At 62.4% G+C, this 15,046-nt stretch carries 15 protein-coding genes; 6 read left to right on the top strand and 9 right to left on the bottom strand.

What is annotated here, in order from left to right; all coding sequences use genetic code 11:
• Positions 1–31: 31 nt before the first annotated feature.
• The 6 genes from RCF49_RS21120 to RCF49_RS21095 are packed head-to-tail and all read right to left on the bottom strand — an operon-like array spanning position 32 to position 6,461.
• Positions 32–1,306: an ABC transporter substrate-binding protein gene (locus tag RCF49_RS21120; RefSeq protein WP_342641755.1), complete on the bottom strand. Its 1,275-nt coding sequence runs from the start codon at positions 1,304–1,306 to the stop codon at positions 32–34.
• Positions 1,303–2,031: an ABC transporter ATP-binding protein gene (locus RCF49_RS21115; RefSeq protein WP_342641754.1), complete on the bottom strand. Its 729-nt coding sequence runs from the start codon at positions 2,029–2,031 to the stop codon at positions 1,303–1,305. The genes RCF49_RS21120 and RCF49_RS21115 overlap by 4 nt, the downstream gene beginning before the upstream one ends.
• A complete protein-coding gene (locus RCF49_RS21110) occupies positions 2,024–2,752 on the bottom strand; it encodes an ABC transporter ATP-binding protein (protein ID WP_342641753.1) in 729 nt (242 codons plus the stop codon). Before RCF49_RS21110 ends, RCF49_RS21115 begins: the two co-directional genes overlap by 8 nt.
• Positions 2,752–3,780 (bottom strand): branched-chain amino acid ABC transporter permease, encoded by a 1,029-nt coding sequence (locus RCF49_RS21105; RefSeq protein ID WP_342641752.1) that lies wholly within the window; start codon positions 3,778–3,780, stop codon positions 2,752–2,754. Before RCF49_RS21105 ends, RCF49_RS21110 begins: the two co-directional genes overlap by 1 nt.
• Positions 3,777–4,661 (bottom strand): branched-chain amino acid ABC transporter permease, encoded by an 885-nt coding sequence (locus tag RCF49_RS21100; protein WP_342641751.1) that lies wholly within the window; start codon positions 4,659–4,661, stop codon positions 3,777–3,779. Before RCF49_RS21100 ends, RCF49_RS21105 begins: the two co-directional genes overlap by 4 nt.
• 54 nt (positions 4,662–4,715) lie before the next feature.
• Positions 4,716–6,461 carry an acetolactate synthase catalytic subunit gene (locus tag RCF49_RS21095; RefSeq protein ID WP_342641750.1) on the bottom strand — a complete coding sequence of 582 codons (1,746 nt, stop codon included), beginning with the start codon at positions 6,459–6,461 and terminating at the stop codon, positions 4,716–4,718.
• Positions 6,462–6,590: 129 nt separating this feature from the next.
• Here RCF49_RS21095 and RCF49_RS21090 point away from each other — a divergent pair, with 129 nt between their 5' ends.
• The 5 genes from RCF49_RS21090 (at position 6,591) to RCF49_RS21070 (ending at position 11,914) form a co-directional block, all read left to right on the top strand.
• Positions 6,591–7,301, top strand: a complete 711-nt coding sequence (locus RCF49_RS21090; RefSeq protein ID WP_342641749.1) for a GntR family transcriptional regulator — start codon at positions 6,591–6,593, stop codon at positions 7,299–7,301.
• 29 nt (positions 7,302–7,330) lie between these two features.
• Entirely contained in the window at positions 7,331–9,052 is a 1,722-nt protein-coding gene (locus RCF49_RS21085) for a thiamine pyrophosphate-binding protein (RefSeq protein WP_342641748.1), read from the top strand.
• A gap of 24 nt (positions 9,053–9,076) precedes the next feature.
• The gene (locus tag RCF49_RS21080) at positions 9,077–10,009 is read left to right on the top strand and encodes an SMP-30/gluconolactonase/LRE family protein (RefSeq protein WP_342641747.1); all 933 of its coding nucleotides are present in this window, start codon (positions 9,077–9,079) and stop codon (positions 10,007–10,009) included.
• 467 nt (positions 10,010–10,476) lie between these two features.
• A complete protein-coding gene (locus RCF49_RS21075) occupies positions 10,477–10,689 on the top strand; it encodes a hypothetical protein (protein ID WP_342641746.1) in 213 nt (70 codons plus the stop codon).
• A gap of 235 nt (positions 10,690–10,924) precedes the next feature.
• The gene (locus tag RCF49_RS21070; RefSeq protein ID WP_342641745.1) at positions 10,925–11,914 is read left to right on the top strand and encodes a homocysteine S-methyltransferase family protein; all 990 of its coding nucleotides are present in this window, start codon (positions 10,925–10,927) and stop codon (positions 11,912–11,914) included.
• Positions 11,915–11,950: 36 nt separating this feature from the next.
• On the opposite strand, the gene RCF49_RS21065 is transcribed toward RCF49_RS21070, so the two are convergent.
• On the bottom strand, positions 11,951–12,400 hold the full coding sequence (locus RCF49_RS21065; RefSeq protein WP_342641744.1) for a GNAT family N-acetyltransferase: 450 nt from the start codon (positions 12,398–12,400) through the stop codon (positions 11,951–11,953).
• Between the two features lie 163 nt (positions 12,401–12,563).
• Between RCF49_RS21065 and RCF49_RS21060 the strand changes: the two genes are divergently transcribed.
• Complete coding sequence (locus tag RCF49_RS21060; protein WP_342641743.1) at positions 12,564–12,869, top strand: cupin domain-containing protein; 306 nt, start codon at positions 12,564–12,566, stop codon at positions 12,867–12,869.
• An 89-nt stretch (positions 12,870–12,958) separates the two neighbouring features.
• On the opposite strand, the gene RCF49_RS21055 is transcribed toward RCF49_RS21060, so the two are convergent.
• Together RCF49_RS21055 and RCF49_RS21050 are read right to left on the bottom strand one after the other, a co-directional pair.
• The gene (locus RCF49_RS21055; RefSeq protein WP_342641742.1) at positions 12,959–13,882 is read right to left on the bottom strand and encodes a glycosyltransferase; all 924 of its coding nucleotides are present in this window, start codon (positions 13,880–13,882) and stop codon (positions 12,959–12,961) included.
• Positions 13,883–13,996: 114 nt separating this feature from the next.
• A complete protein-coding gene (locus RCF49_RS21050) occupies positions 13,997–14,938 on the bottom strand; it encodes a glycosyltransferase family 2 protein (protein WP_432807349.1) in 942 nt (313 codons plus the stop codon).
• Positions 14,939–15,046 lie beyond the last annotated feature (108 nt).

The raw sequence follows: 15,046 nt of genomic DNA, 5'->3' as shown, positions 1-15,046 counted from the left end.
GCCCTCTCCGCCACGTGTCACGTGTCAGAGCTCAGATATTGCCGCGCTGACCCCAGGCAGGCAGCGGCATGCCTTTAGGTGTCGATATGCCGAAGGGGTCTGGTGCGACCGTGTGGATCTTCTTGCCCTGCCACTGGTCGTAGGTCGGGAACGCCCGAGTGTTGTTCTGGGTCTCCGGATCGAACTTGGTGCCCCAGCCGACGATGGACGTACCGATCGGCTTATCGAGCGCCAAGGCCACTTCGCGGATCGCCTCGGTGTCGAGATCCTCAGCCTTGGGCAGAATCTCCTTGGTCACGATCCACATGGCGTTGAAGCCCATGCCGGTATGGGCGGAGGGCGCCCGGCCGTTATACTTCTTCGGGTGCTCCTCATGGAAGCGCTTGAACAGGGCTGCTGTCTCGGGCGCCAAGCCTTGCGGGTTGATGTAGACGGAGGTGCCGGCGTTGAAGATACCGTTCACATCGTCGCCCAAGGCCTCGGCGAACTCATTCACATTATGCGCGCCGCCATTGCCGATCATGGCCTTGACGTTGAGCTGGGCTTCGCGCGCCTGACGCCAGAACAAGATGCCATCGGGCGTGTATTGGCAGACGATCAGAATGTCGGGCTGCAGCGACTTATAGCGCTGAACCTGGGACGACAGATCGGTGGTCTTGTAGCTGTAGCTGGTCGAATCGACCACCTGCACGTTTTTTTCCGCGAGCAGCGATTTCGCGCCCTCGCCCACAGCGGTGCCGTAGGAGGAGTCTTCATAAAGCAGCGCCACCTTGGCCTTGTCGGGCGCAAGCCCCAGGCCGGGCATGATGGTGTCGGTGGTGAACTGGGCCGCGCCGCGGCCAAGCTCGCTTGCGGGATAGATGAAGCGGAAGAGATGCTTGAAGCCGCGCTTGGTGATGTCGTCGGCCACCGCGCCCTGTTCGAAATAGACCACGCGGTTGCGCTCGGCGACCTGGCTTGCCGCGAAAGAGATCGAGCTCGCATAGGAGCCGAGGATCACCTTCACCCGGTCGTTGGTGATAAGACGCGTCGCCTGAGACGTTGCTTCCGTCGAGCTTGGCACATCGGCGGTGACGAATTCGATGGGGCTGCCATTAATGCCGCCCTCGGCATTCACAAAGTCGCGGGCCAGCTCAAAGCCGCGATAGACATCATTGCCGAGCGAGGCGAGCGGCCCGGAGAGCGGCAGCAGCACGCCGATCTTGATCGGTTCGGCCGCATAGCCGCGGCGCACATAGGGCGCCCCCAGTACCGAAAGGCCCGCTCCACCCACGAGCGCGCCGAAACCGCGTCTTGAGATTTTCATTTTGCATCCTCCCTTTGCGGGGCAAGCCCCAGATACACGCGTTTTACATCAGCGTTCTGCGCAAGCTCGCGGCCGGTGCCACTCATGGCCACGCGGCCATGCTGAATGACATAGGCCCGATCAGCCACCGAGAGCGCCTGGCTGATGTTCTGCTCCACGATCAACAGCGTCACGCCCGTGTCGCGAATGGCCTTGATCGCTTCATAGACCCGGGCGATCGCGACCGGTGCGAGGCCAAGGGACACCTCGTCCAGCATCAAGACCTCGGGCATGGCGACCAGCCCGCGCGCGATCGCGCACATCTGTTGCTGGCCACCGGACAGGGTGCCGCCGAGCTGCTGCTCGCGCTCTTTCAGGATGGGGAAGAGATCGAAGACATATTGCAGGCGCTCAGCCAAATGCTTGCGCGCCCGCTTGGAATAGGCGCCCAGCTCGAGGTTGCGTCTCACGCTCATGCGCGGAAACAGGCGTCGGCCTTCCGGCACCAGAACGATGCCACGCTCGACAATATCATCGGACGGACGGCCGCCAATCTCGACGCCATTATGGGTGATGCTGCCGCCGGTCGGCTTGATCAGCCCCGAGATCGTGCGCAGCAGTGTCGTCTTGCCTACCCCGTTCGAACCGATGATCGCCGTGACCTCACCGGGGCGCACGTCGAGCGTCGTTCCGAAGAGCACCTGGGTGTCGCCATAGCCGGCGGTCAGATCGCGAATGCTAAGCATCGGTCGCCTCCGCGATGGACGTGCCGAGATAGGCCTGGACCACGTCGGGGTGTTCCATCACCTTGGCAGGCACGTCGTCTGCAATCTTGCGGCCGTAATCGAGCACCACGATACGGTCACAAATGCTCATCACCGCCTCGAGATTATGCTCGACGAAGAGCACGGTCACGCCGTCGTCCCGCAACTGCCGTATGAGGGTCAACATGCCGCTCACCTCGGCGCCGTTGAGGCCGGCCATCACCTCATCCAGCAGGATCATGCGCGGGTTGGTGGCGAGGGCACGCGCCACCTCCAGACGCTTCTTCTCCGCCGTGGTGAGCGAGGTGGTTGGAATAGCAAGGCGCGCGCCCAATCCCACCCGCTGGGCAACAGCCCGTGCAGCGCTGGCTGCATCACTCAGCGCACGATGATGCAGCAAGGCGCCGGTGGTGATGGTCTCGAGCACGTTCATCGATGGAAAGATCTGCGGTATCTGGAACGTGCGCGCGAGACCGCGCGCGCAGATGGTCGATGAGGTATGGCCGGCAATCGAGCGGCCCTCGAAGGTGACATCCCCCTCATCGGGCGGGAAGACGCCGGCGATCACATTGAACAGGGTGGTCTTGCCTGCGCCATTGGGGCCGATCAGACCACAGATCTCGCCTTGGGCGACGGACATGTCGACGGCATTCACCGCGATAAGCCCGCCGAAGCGCTTGGTGACGTTGGAGATCTCGAGCATCAGCCCTGCTCCGCCTTTTGGGGCGCGATCGCGGGGGTGCGCCGGCCGACACCCAAACGCTGGCTAAGGCTCCTCACGCCGCCGAGGAGCCCGTGGGGCAAGAGCACGACGATGACGACCAGCAAGAGCCCATAAACCACGAGATGCATGCCGGAGCCCGCATTCCCGAGCATCTCGAGCAGGATCTCGCGCAGGGGCAAGGCGATCGCCGCGCCGATCACCGGACCGGCAATGGTGCCGATGCCGCCGAGAATGGCCATGAGCGGCAGGTCGACCGAGAAGGCGACGCTGAAGACAGTGCTCGGCTCGATATAGAGGATATATTGCGCCATCAGGGTGCCACCCACCGAGGTCAGGAAGGCGCTGGCGAGCAGTGCGATCAACTTATAGGCCCGGATCGGAATACCGGAGGCGATCGCTGCATCCTCATTGTCGCGGATGGCTCTGAGATAGAAACCCATGAAGCTGCGCGAGATGAGGAAGGCAACCGCCAGCACCAGCACGAGATAAGCGCCGGTGAGATAGGCATATTCCCAGCGATCGGCAAAGATCATGCGGGAAAAGCCGGGCTCGTAATTGATGCTGAGGCCGTAAGGCAGCTCGATGAAGTTGCGGGAATATATCAAGAGAATGCGCACGGTCTCGCCAAAGGCAAGGGTCGCCATAGCGAAGAAGACGCCGCGCATTCGAAAGGCGGGATAGGCAATGATGAGGCCCAGCAGCATGCTGATGAGCCCGCCCGCAAGCATGCCGAGCCAGGGGGAGATGCCGAGATAGTTGTAAAGCAGGGTCGAGGTGTAGGCGCCCACGCCAAAGAAGGCGGTGTGGCCGAGCGAGAACTGGCCTGCAAACCCGCCGAGGATGTTCCAAGCGGAGGCGAGCCCCGCATAGATGAACAGGAGCACCAGCAGGTTCTGATAATAGTCATTGCCGATCAGCAGCGGCAAAAGCCCGACGATGAAGACGAGAGCCAAGAGCCAGGCCAGGTCGGCCTTCCGCCAGTCGAGATAGCGCGTGAGCGGGCTCATTTGAGCGCCTCCTTCTCAGCACCCTTCACACCCAAGATCCCGTGCGGCCGGAAAGCCAGCAGGGCAATGAGCAGAATGAAGTGGGTCGCCTCCTTGAGGTCCGGCGCCCAGAACCCCACAACGGTCTCGACGATGCCGAGCACGAGCCCGCCGACCACGGTGCCGGTGACGCTGCCAAGGCCACCCAGCACCACGACCACGAAGGCGACCAGCACGAAGAACGAGCCGACGGAGGGAAAGGCGTAGAAGGAGGGCACCAGAACCGCGCCGGCAACGCCGGTCAGAGCGATGCCGAGACCGAAGGTGATGAGGAAGATCTTGTTGGGATCGATGCCCATGAGGCGTGCGGCCACCAGATCCTGAGACACGGCCTCGATGGCGCGGCCGAGAAAGGTCGAGCGCAGGAACACCACGACGCCGGCCAGGATCGCCGCCGCAAAGCCAAAGGCAATCAGCCGGTTGGTGGAGAGAAAGAAGCCGAGGACCTGAACGGACTCATAGCCCTCCGGCATTACCTGCACCGTGCGGTAATCGGCGGACCACAGAAGCAGCGCCAGGTTCTGCAGGGCAATGCCGAGGCCCAAGGTGGCAAAGACCTGAGTGAGCTCCGGCTTGTAGATGGTGAAGCGCATCAGACCCCAATAGAAGATGAGGCCGAGCAAGAAGAAGGCCACGGCGATGAACGGCGTCCCGTAATAGGGATTAACGCCGGCCAGCACCATGAGCCAGTAGCCCGCATACATGCCGAGCATGAGGAATTCGCCATGGGCGAAGTTCACCACCTTGGCAACGCCGAAGATGAGGTTGAGCCCCAAGGCACCCAGGGCGTAGACCCCGCCCAGGAGAATGCCAGAGATCACGAGTTGGAGAGCCAGCTCCATGAATGTCGCTCCAGTTCGGGCTCAATCCACCCGATTGGTCGAACTCAAAACGCGTCAGAAATGGCCTTCATAGAAGGTGAGCGGCGGGCGCGCCTCGGGGTCGGTCATCACATCGAGCACCGTGGTGCGATCACCTGAAATGGCAGCCTTGAGCGCGGGCAGGAAATCCTCAGCCCGCTCTATGCGTTGACCGGCACAGCCCGTCGCCCGGGCAATGGCCGCATGGTCCACCGGCTCGAAATAGACCGCACCAGTATGGGCGCCATATTTCACATCCTCGGCATCCTTCTGATAGCCGAGGATCTGATTGTTGAGCACCACCAATGTCACGTTGATGCCCATCCGCCGCGCGGTCTCGAGCTCCTGCCAGCAATGGCCAAAGCCGCCATCGCCGGTGACGCAAATCACCGTGCGGTCGGGGGCTGCAACCTTGGCACCCAAAGCCATGGGTAGGCCCCAGCCGAGACCGGCGAGGCCACGGGGGGTGAGGAAGCGCTGACCGGCGGCACGGGCGGTGATGAAATTCAGGATCCAGAGCGAGGAATAGCTCGCATCCGCGACCAGGATCGCCTTCTCATCGAGAATGCTGTCGATATCGGCCATCAGCCGTTCCGGCCGGATCGGCGCGGCAGTTGAGGTCATCACCGCGCGGGCTTCCTCGCGGAACCTGGCCTTGCCCTCAGCAATGGCCTGTTCGAGCCCGGCACGCGCCGCCTTGCGCTTTGCGAGATCGCGGCGGGCAAGGGCTGCCGACAAGGCTTCGATTGCAAGCCGCGCATCGCCCAGGAGGCGCACCGCCTCGTAATTGCGGCCGATCTCGAGCCCATCCACATCGATATGGATGAAGGTCGCGTTGCGCGGATAAAGCGTCCAGGAATCGGTGCCGTTCTGGTTGGTCCTGGTGCCGATCAGCAGGATAACATCGGCATCCCGAATGAGATGGCGCATATGCCGGGTGCTGCCGTTGCGGCCCATGGCATTGGCGGCAACACCGAGAGAAAGCGCGTGGCGCTCGTCCACGGATCCCTTGCCCATATTGGTGGTGGCCACCGGCAGGCTCGCCTGCTCCTGCAGCGCCACCAGAGCCTCGGCCGCGCCGGAGAGATGCACACCGCCACCGGCAATCACCAGAGGCCGCGCGGCATTCGCCAGGAGATCGGCAGCCTTTTCAACCTGGGCCGGATCGGGGGCCATACGGTCGAGCGGGAAATGGCCCAACTCGGCGGTGCGGCGCACCGACAGCGAATGGGCTTCGGCCAGGAGATCGGGCGGGCAGAGCAATACGACCGGGCCCGGACGGCCGCTCGCCGCCATTGTGAAGGCCATGTCCACATAGTCCTCGACGCGGGAGGCGCGATCGATCCGCCGTACCCATTTCGTGCAGGAGGCAAAGAGCGCGAAATGATCCAGCTCCTGGAAGGCATTCTTGTCGTAGGTGTCGCGCGCCACCTCCTGCACGAGGGCGAGCACAGGCACCGATGCCTTCAGGGCCTCGGCCAAAGGCGGCACCAGGAGGGTTGCCGCGGGCCCGTTCTGGGCTGTGACCACCGCCACCTTACGCGAGATGCGGGCGTAGCCATCCGCCATCACACCGCCGGCATTCTCGGTGCGATAGTTGACCTGCTTCATGCCGAATTGCGGAGCGGCCAGATGCAATGCCGAGGGAAGACTCTGGCCGAACAGCACCTCCACGCCGTGACGCTTCAGGGCGGCCATCATGGAAATGGCAACGGAGCTGTTGGGCAGGTTACCGACTGCGTTGGCGCCGGCATCGCTGCGCGCGGTGGAAGCCTCAGTCATTGGCGGAACTCTTCCTCCAAAGTTTTTTGTATGATATATCGATGTCTGTTTTATTGGTCTATGTCAATAACTTGATCGAATTGCGCAAATCAAGTCAAATGAGTGGACGGGGTGATTTGGGAGGGCTTGATGAGTGAAAGCGAGGCGGTGGACCGGGATGTAAGGCGATCGGGCGCGCGCTCGCTTACATCGATCGGCCGACGCAGCCTCTCCGTGGAAGCCTATCGGCAGATCAGGCGGGCTCTTACCACCGGCGAGTTCTTACCGGGACAGCGACTCAACATCCGTGAGATTGCCGACAGTTTTGGCACCAGCGCCACGCCCGTGCGCGAGGCCTTGCTGCAACTCGTCACCGAAGGCGCGCTCGAACTCAGGGCCGGACAAGCGATCTCGGTGCCGGTGCTGACCCAGGAGACCTATCTCGAATTACGCGATCTCAGGCTCAATCTCGAAGGGATGGGCGCGGCCCGTGCGGCCGAACGCGCCAGCAATACCGCGATCAACAAGCTCGAATCGCTCCATGAAAAGCTGATCGCCGCCAAGGAGCGCCGCGATTTCAAAGCCGCGCTGCGCTGGAACGAGATGTTCCACCTCGCCCTGTGCCGCGAGGCCGGTATGCCAAGGCTGTTGCGGATTGTCGAGGGGCTGTGGGCGCAGTCAGGACCACTGCTCAACATGCTCTATGCGGATAGTCGCATGCCAAGCCCCACCGACAAGCCGCATGGGCATGTGCGGGTGATCGCAGCACTACGTGCCCGTGACCCCGAAGCTGCCCGCGCGGGCATTCACGATGACATCAGCGGCGGCACGGCGGAGCTGCTCGAGCACCTCAAAAAGTAAGGGTAAACCTTGGGATCTCAGGAGAAGGCATGACGGTCGAACGGCTCGTTACAGAAACCCAACCGGCCACGGACCTCATTGCGCAGGTGTTGCAAGAGGCCGGCATCGACATGGTGTTCGGCATATCAGGCGGGCATACCGGCCGCATCTTCGGGGCGCTTGAGAAGCGCCAGAACGCGATTCGCACGGTGCTGGTGCGGGAGGAATCGCTCGCAGGGGTGATGGCGGAGGTTTATGGCCGGCTGACACGCAAGCCGGGGGTGGTGCTGGGACAAGGCCCCTGGGTGCTCGGCAATGGCCTCATCGGCACGATCGAGGCGTTGCTGTCGTCGACGCCGATGCTGCTTCTGACGGATTTCAGCGACACCCCGCCCTTCTCCCTCCACGCACCCTATCAGTCGGGCACAGGTGACTATGGCAATTGGGATGCGCGGCAGAGCTTCGGCGGCGTGACCAAGCAGGTGTTCACCGCGCATGATGGAGCATCGGCGGTCCATGCAACTCAGCTCGCGATCAAGCACGCGCTGAGCGGCCAGCCCGGTCCGGTCGCCATGATCTATAGTATCGAGGCGCTGCAGGAGGCGGTCACGCCAGAGAGCCAGCCGCGGCTCTATTCCACCCGGCACTATTTGCCTTCGACACTGCCGCCCGCGCATGGGTCCGATATCGGCAAGGCGCTCGATGCGATCGCACGCGCCAAGCGGCCGGTGATCATCGCGGGCAACGGGGTGCGCATTTCTCAGGCCTACGAACCGCTCAAGCGCTTTGCGGAAGCCATTTCAGCGCCGGTTGTAACGACCCCCTCCGGCAAGGGCTGCTTTGCCGAGACCCATGCTCTGGCTCTCGGCGTGTTCGGCACCTTCGGCACCCAGGCCGCCAATGCCTGCGTCGGGGATGCGGATCTCGTCATCGTCGCCGGATCCAAGCTCACGGCATCGGACACCGCAAAGGAATCGCCCGCACTGCTCGATCCGACGCGGCAAACCTTCATCCAGATCGATGTGGAGCCACGCAATGCATCCTGGACCTTTCCAGCCGAGCATGTGCTGATCGGGGATGCGGCCATTATCCTCAGCCAGCTTGCCGAGGCTGCTGCCGAGACGGCGATCACAGGCGATGGGCTGTCGCGGGTCGAGGAATACCGCGCGCGGCATGGCTATTTCGACGCGCCGGACTATCAGTCGGATGCAAGCCCCCTCCTCCCGCAGCGGATCATCGCGGAGCTCCACCGCCATCTGCCCGATGATGCGATCATCACCTGCGATGCGGGCGAGAACCGCATCTTCATGACCCATTTCTACCAGACCAAGCAGGCCGGCACCTTCCTGCAGGCGGCCGGCGCCGGGCCGATGGGCTTTGCGATCCCGGCCGCCATGTCCGCCAAGCTCGTCCATCCGCATCGGGCGGTGGTCGCGGTCTGTGGTGATGGCGGCTTTGCCATGACCATGAACGGGCTCATGACGGCAATAGAGAACGATCTGCCCATCGTCACGGTGATCTTCAACAACCAGGCGCTCGGCTGGTCCATGCATTCGCGCGGGCCTTTCGCCACAACCTTTGCAGATTTCGACCTTGCCGCCATCGCCCGCGGCATGGGGTGCCATGGGGTCAGAATCGAGGATCCCCGTGACCTCGAGGCCGCCCTCAAGACGGCGGTTGGTGCGCATCGGCCAACGGTGATCGACGTGCGCACCTCGCTCGAGGTCTCGTTCGATGATCTCACCTCGCCATTGGCCAAGCAGCGCTCATAACCAACAGCTCAGGGGATTGAAGACATGTCACTGGAACTGCGCACGATCGCCGAGGGCCTGCGTTTCCCCGAGGGGCCCATTGCCATGGCCGATGGCTCGATCATCATCGTCGAGATCGAGCGGCGGTCATTAAGCCGGGTCGCACCGGATGGCGCCGTCACGCCGATCGCCTTTCCCGGCGGGGGGCCCAATGGCGCCGCCATCGGGCCCGACGGCAAATGCTATGTCTGTAACAATGGCGGCTTCAACTGGCACGAGACGACCGAGACGGGCCTGCGCCCCCATGGGCAGGCCAGCGACTATTCCGGTGGCCGCATCGAGCGGATCGATCTCACAACGGGCGAGGTCGAGGTGCTCTATACCGCAAGCGACAAGGCTCCGCTGAAGGGGCCCAATGACCTGGTGTTCGATGCCCATGGCGGCTTCTGGTTCACCGATCACGGCAAGGTGCGCGACCGCGAGGTCGACCGGGGCAGCGTCTGCTATGCCAAGGCGGACGGCTCCTTCATCAAGGAGGTGATCTTCCCCTTATGGTCGCCCAATGGCATCGGCCTCTCACCGGATGAGACGGTGCTCTATGTCGCGGAAACCTTCACTGGACGGGTCTGGGCGTTCGACATTGCGGCACCGGGCGAATTGATGAAGCAGCCCTGGCCGCAATCGCCCAATGGCGGAAAGCTGCTGATCGGCATCGATGGCTATCGGGGGTTTGATTCGCTCGCCGTCGACAGCGCCGGCAATGTGTGCGTCGCCACCATCTATGACGGCGGCATCGCGGTCATTCCGCCGGAGGGCGGCACTTACGAGTTCCTGCCGCTGCCTGATGCGCTGCCCACCAATCTCTGCTTTGGCGGGCCGGAGCTTCGAACGGCCTATATCACCTATTCCAACAGGGGCAAGTTGGTTGCCGCCGAATGGCCGCGGCCGGGCCTTCCGCTCAATTATCTGAACAAGTAGCCAATTGCCGCGGGATGGCCGGCGCCGGGTGCGCTTGGCTATCGGCGAAGGCGCGGAAGATCCTTATTTCCCCTCTCGGCCGACTGCTGCCCTTACGACGCGTCAAGTCTGCGGATTGCCATTTTCAGACGTCAGAATGCCGTCACGATTGGCATCCATCCTCATCAACGGACGGGCACGGATCATGTCGGCTAACGCCGCTTCGTCCCCTGCCCGTCGAGACTCGCGCCATTCCCCGGTTCGATCGATAAACCGATCGCTTGCGAGCGGCGAGAGCCATTGATGCGTTGAATTGGTAGGGGTTAGCCCGGACTTGACAGTTGCCTCCAAGGTGGGCAATGTCGCTTCGTTCGTTATTAAGAACGATCCGCGGAGTTTGAAGAGCAGCTTGCGTCCGCGTCACCAACCGCTAAAGCGCCACGGACCTGGTCCGTGTCACATATCGACCACTGTGGCAAAGAGGTCCCATGTCCCTGCATATCAGCACTTTCACCCGTCCGGCTGCGGAACTCGCACGGCTGGTCTTCGTTGACGATGCGCTTGCCGGGTTTCTCGTCGAGCAGAAGCACGGCTATATTTTCCAAGCCGTGGATCCTGTATTCGCGCTTCTCGATGGTAGCCGGTTCGTCTTGCCGCAGCATGCAGAACGTTCGGCAGCACGATTGAAGCGCGCGAGTTGAGCGGCCGCTCAGGTTGAGTGCGCTGTAGCGCAGGCGTTCATCTGCCATCCTGCGGGATGGCAGCATAGAGGCCCGGCATCTGCCCCTCCCCAGATGCCGGGCCTTCTCCCCATCATCCCAGAAGATCGTCGCAGCCGAAGCCATCGCCTGTCATCGCGTAGGATCAGCAATGCAATTGCCGTGCCGATAGCCATCTGCTCTATTCGGGACAGGCCTCATTCCAGGAGCTGCCCGCTTGCACTCATCCCATCGCACCAACGCGAATGCCGCCCGTGCCACAAGCCTTGGCAAGAGGCTGAGCACCATGCCAGTGCTGCTCACGGATGGCGGAATCGAGACTCGCCTCATCTACGAGTTCCACTGCCCCCTGCCCGATTTCGCGTCCTTCCTGCCCCTGTTCGACGAGAAGGGACGCGGCGACCTCACGGCGCTCTATGGCAGTTACCTTGCGATTGCGGCGGAGTTCCGGCTGCCGATGCAAATTGGTACGCCCACATGGCGCGCACATCCGGAAGGCCTCGCCCGGCAAGGCTTTCGCGCTCCTGATGATCTGCGGCGCGTCAACGAGACAGCGGTGCGGTTCCTCAGGGATCTGCGGCGGGAGATGGCGGTTGAAGATCTGGTCCTGATCGCCAGCGTGATCGGCCCGAGGCTCGATGGCTATGATCCGCAAGGGGCGCCGAAGGCGGCGGAAGCTGAGGCCTATCACCGACCGCAAGCGGCAGTGCTGGCGGAAGCCGGTGTCGATCTCCTCTATGCCCCGACATTCGCCAGTGCGGATGAGCTGTTGGGCGTAGCACAGGCCATGGCCGCCACAGGTCTTGGCTATGCGGTGGCCCCGGTGATCGATGACGAAGGGCTTTTGCCGGACGGGACGGCGCTTAAAGATGCCGTTCAGCGGATTGATCACGCCGTCTCACCTTCCCCGCTCCATTGGCTCATCGGCTGCGTTCATCCTGCGCGGCTACGGAGCGCCCATGAGATGCCGGCCTGGCCCAGTACCGACAGCCCACGCATCCGCGGCCTCAAGGCAAATGCCTCGAGCCTGCCGCCTGACGAGCTCGATAGGCTCGATCATCTGGATGAAGGCCATCCCAGCAGCTTTGCGGATGAGATGCTGGCACTGCATCACGATTTCGGCTTGCGCGTGCTGGGCGGCTGCTGCGGAACGGATCATCGGCATATCCGGGCGCTTGCGGAGCGGCTCACGGCGAAGCGGTCATGAGCGAGAGAAATAGGCATTGCCGTGGATACAACTCAATCAGGCCTGGCGGCTCAGCACATCGAGCCCCGCAACATCGCGCTCGAGCATCTCCCAGCCGAGGCGCTCATAGTAGCCGGATTTTCCCGGGACGGCGCAGAGATAGAGACGCTCCACGCCCATGGCGAACGCTGAGCGTGTGGCAGCGTCGACCAAAGCCGCACCAATGCCTTGGTTGCGGTGCTCGGGGTCTACCCAGAGAGCGGCAATCCGAGGTGAATAGGCCGGCCGCTCGTCCATGTCGCTTGCAATGACCGAGACTGTGCCCAGAAACTGCGCGCCGTGATGGGCGATAAGGGCGAAGGGAATGGGCGTCGCGCCGAGATTCTCCTCCAGGCGGCCGTGGATATATGCCAAGGGGTAGCCCTTAGGCTGCCACCAGGAGCGCCAGATCCGGTCAGCTACGATATCGATGAAGCCCGGCTCACGCCGCAAATCAGAGATAAACATGTCGCCAGGCGAGCCACACGATCAAGTTAGCGTCAAGGGCTCGACTGTTCACGGGCCCTCCGCCGCCGAGATTGCCGGCATCGCCAGACGATCTCCTTTCCCAGCATTGCAGCAGGACGCTCATGGTGATACGCCCGAGCATTCAGACCAGGAGCGATTTGCGATGAGCGACATTAAAGCAAGGCCCGCCGCCGTGCCGACTACCCTGCTCGATGATGATGTGGTCCGCATCACCCGCTGGGATTTCGCGCCGGGCGCCGAGACCGGCCATCATGTGCATGGCTATGGCTATGTGGTGGTGACCATGACCGACTGCGCCTTCCAGCTGGAGGATGCAAACGGCACGCAGCGGGTCGACAGGCCCGCAGGCTCGACCTATCGGCGTGATGCGGGCGTCGCGCATAATGTCATCAATGCCGGCGCCGAGCCGATGGCGTTCATCGAGATCGAATACAAGGCGGCGGTGTAAGCGGTTCTCCTCAGCTCGACAAATGCGCTCGAGGAGCCCCGAGCAGGATCTAGGCCCGGCGATCGTCCAGACGAGCTTGAGCGTAACGATCAGGACGTGCCATAGCCTGCGTCGGCATGGCCCGCGCCAAAGTTGCGCCGGCTCATCTCGACGACGCCCACCGCCATCAGATGCGCCGTGCGCAACCCGCCATGGGCCTTGATAAAGCGCCGCACGTCACCGCCTGCGGCGGCGAAATGCCCCTTCAGGGCCAGACGGAATACATGACGGGATACGTCACGGGCGAGGCCTATCCGGAACTCAGGCTTGGCCAAATAGTCGGGATGGCGGGCGCAAATGCCGAGCACTGCCCCCATGAAGGTGCTGCTCTTGTTCGACAAGCTGCCAAAGGTCCAATGCTTGCGCCACAGGACCTTTGCGGTGGAGGCGCATTTGCCACAGCGCGCCAGCTTCAAAGCCAGATCCATGTCCTCGCGGCGCTCAAGCGCGTGATCGAAGCCGCCGACTGCCATGAGCGCAGGGCGGCGGACGTTCAGGGCCGGCGTTGCCTTGTAGATCTCGCGCGCGTAAATCCGCCGCTCGATTTCGGCACTGTCGTCCAGATCCGGATTGCGCCGAACCTTACAGGGTTCGCCGGGCTTGCCGGCCTTCGAAAGCTCGAAGGAATCGATCAGTAATGCGGTTTCAGGCTGCGCTTCGAAATAGTCAACGACGGTTCGCAGCTTATGGGGCAGGAACTCATCATCGCTGTCGAGGAAGCAGACCAGTTCGCCCGTGGCCGCAGCAATGGCGCGGTTGCGCGCGGCGTTCACGCCGAGGTTCACGTCCTGCTTCAGATAAATGAGGCGATCATCGACGAAGCCGCGGATAACCGCTTCGGTCTCATCGGTCGAACCGTCATCAACGATGATCAGCTCGAAATCACCGAATTCTTGGGCCAACACGCTCGAAATCGCCCGGCCAACCGAATGCGCACGATTGTACGTCGGAAGGACTACGGAAACGCGACGCATAACGTCCAACTCCTAAAATGACCAACGCCCCGAGAGGGTCGGCGGCCCATGCCGTTCCCAGCGACCAAAGGGACATTGCCTTACCGAAGACCTATTCCTATCCGCCAATCCGGCTTACGTGTCGGATTGAGCCATTTGCGAACCGACCGTCCCCACCGCCAGCTTCTGCCAGCGGTGTTGTGCGACATGCTTTCGTTTCTTGCGCATGTACTGAAACAAGACAAGCAAGCCCGCATGCAAGGCCAATGCCGGTTCGTGGAGTGCCAGTTTTCGCCAGATCTCGCCGGTCGATGCGGCGTCCGCCCAATCATCACGGCCGCGCCGCCGGCGTTTGGCCAGGATCACCGACAGGACCCAGGATGCGGTCTGGGCCACCGGATGCCTGCGGCCGGTGTTGTTCTCATGCCTCCGGTAAAAGTAAAGCACCTCGGGAAGGTTCCGGATCTCCCCCACCTCTTCAAGACGCATGAAGAGATCGGTGTCTTCCTGATGCCTGAACGCGCGCCGGTAGCCGCCGATGCGGTCCAAGGCTTCGCGCCTCATGAGCGCCGTGGCGTGCATCAGGGGCAAGGGACGAATGTTGAAACCACGCAACCGGCTGCGCGGCATGACCGGCTTCATCGCGACCGCACGCCCGACGAGGGGCGGAATAGCGAACTCGTTCTGCCTGAGGTCGGCATGGCGAGACCCCAGGACCTGCACATCCGGGTTGGCCTCGAGGTACTCGACCTGCAGGCGCAAGCGCTCGGGATGGGACAGATCATCCGCGTCCATGATGGCGATATAGCGCCCGCGCACCACCGACAATGCGTGGTTCAGGCAGGGAACGCGCCCACGTGTGGGGCAAGATGAGACGACGACCCGCGGATCACGTGCTGCGATCTCCTGAATGATCTGGCCCGTGCGGTCAGTTGAGCCATCATCAATAACGATCAGCTCAAAATCGGTATAACTCTGATCCAGTATGCTCTCAATCGCGGCGGAAATATATGGCTCCTGGTCTTTCGCAGTCATTACGACTGAAACGACCGGAACATTCGCAAGATCTGTTCTCATTGCGGACACAAGCCTTGCTTTCGCAGCACTTCTCCGAGCAACACTTCGCCTCCCGAAAACTTCGTATACAGATAAATTATTAAGAAACTTTATCTTCGGCGACGTTAG

The sequence above is a fragment of the Rhodoligotrophos sp. CJ14 genome (genome assembly GCF_038811545.1).
GTDB classification, from domain to species: Bacteria; Pseudomonadota; Alphaproteobacteria; order Rhizobiales; family Im1; genus Rhodoligotrophos; species Rhodoligotrophos ferricapiens.
The sequence above is the reverse complement of the archived record's forward strand: the minus strand, read 5'-3'. Positions and strand labels throughout refer to the sequence as shown.

What these genes read in the sequence shown, in the direction of transcription:
- RCF49_RS21120 (WP_342641755.1), bottom strand. Translation starts at nt 1,306, where the DNA reads ATGAAAATCTCAAGACGCGGTTTCGGCGCGCTCGTGGGTGGAGCGGGC.
- RCF49_RS21115 (WP_342641754.1), bottom strand. Translation starts at nt 2,031, where the DNA reads ATGCTTAGCATTCGCGATCTGACCGCCGGCTATGGCGACACCCAGGTG.
- RCF49_RS21110 (WP_342641753.1), bottom strand. Translation starts at nt 2,752, where the DNA reads ATGCTCGAGATCTCCAACGTCACCAAGCGCTTCGGCGGGCTTATCGCG.
- RCF49_RS21105 (WP_342641752.1), bottom strand. Translation starts at nt 3,780, where the DNA reads ATGAGCCCGCTCACGCGCTATCTCGACTGGCGGAAGGCCGACCTGGCC.
- RCF49_RS21100 (WP_342641751.1), bottom strand. Translation starts at nt 4,661, where the DNA reads ATGGAGCTGGCTCTCCAACTCGTGATCTCTGGCATTCTCCTGGGCGGG.
- RCF49_RS21095 (WP_342641750.1), bottom strand. Translation starts at nt 6,461, where the DNA reads ATGACTGAGGCTTCCACCGCGCGCAGCGATGCCGGCGCCAACGCAGTC.
- RCF49_RS21090 (WP_342641749.1), top strand. Translation starts at nt 6,591, where the DNA reads ATGAGTGAAAGCGAGGCGGTGGACCGGGATGTAAGGCGATCGGGCGCG.
- RCF49_RS21085 (WP_342641748.1), top strand. Translation starts at nt 7,331, where the DNA reads ATGACGGTCGAACGGCTCGTTACAGAAACCCAACCGGCCACGGACCTC.
- RCF49_RS21080 (WP_342641747.1), top strand. Translation starts at nt 9,077, where the DNA reads ATGTCACTGGAACTGCGCACGATCGCCGAGGGCCTGCGTTTCCCCGAG.
- RCF49_RS21075 (WP_342641746.1), top strand. Translation starts at nt 10,477, where the DNA reads ATGTCCCTGCATATCAGCACTTTCACCCGTCCGGCTGCGGAACTCGCA.
- RCF49_RS21065 (WP_342641744.1), bottom strand. Translation starts at nt 12,400, where the DNA reads ATGTTTATCTCTGATTTGCGGCGTGAGCCGGGCTTCATCGATATCGTA.
- RCF49_RS21060 (WP_342641743.1), top strand. Translation starts at nt 12,564, where the DNA reads ATGAGCGACATTAAAGCAAGGCCCGCCGCCGTGCCGACTACCCTGCTC.
- RCF49_RS21055 (WP_342641742.1), bottom strand. Translation starts at nt 13,882, where the DNA reads ATGCGTCGCGTTTCCGTAGTCCTTCCGACGTACAATCGTGCGCATTCG.
- RCF49_RS21050 (WP_432807349.1), bottom strand. Translation starts at nt 14,938, where the DNA reads ATGAGAACAGATCTTGCGAATGTTCCGGTCGTTTCAGTCGTAATGACT.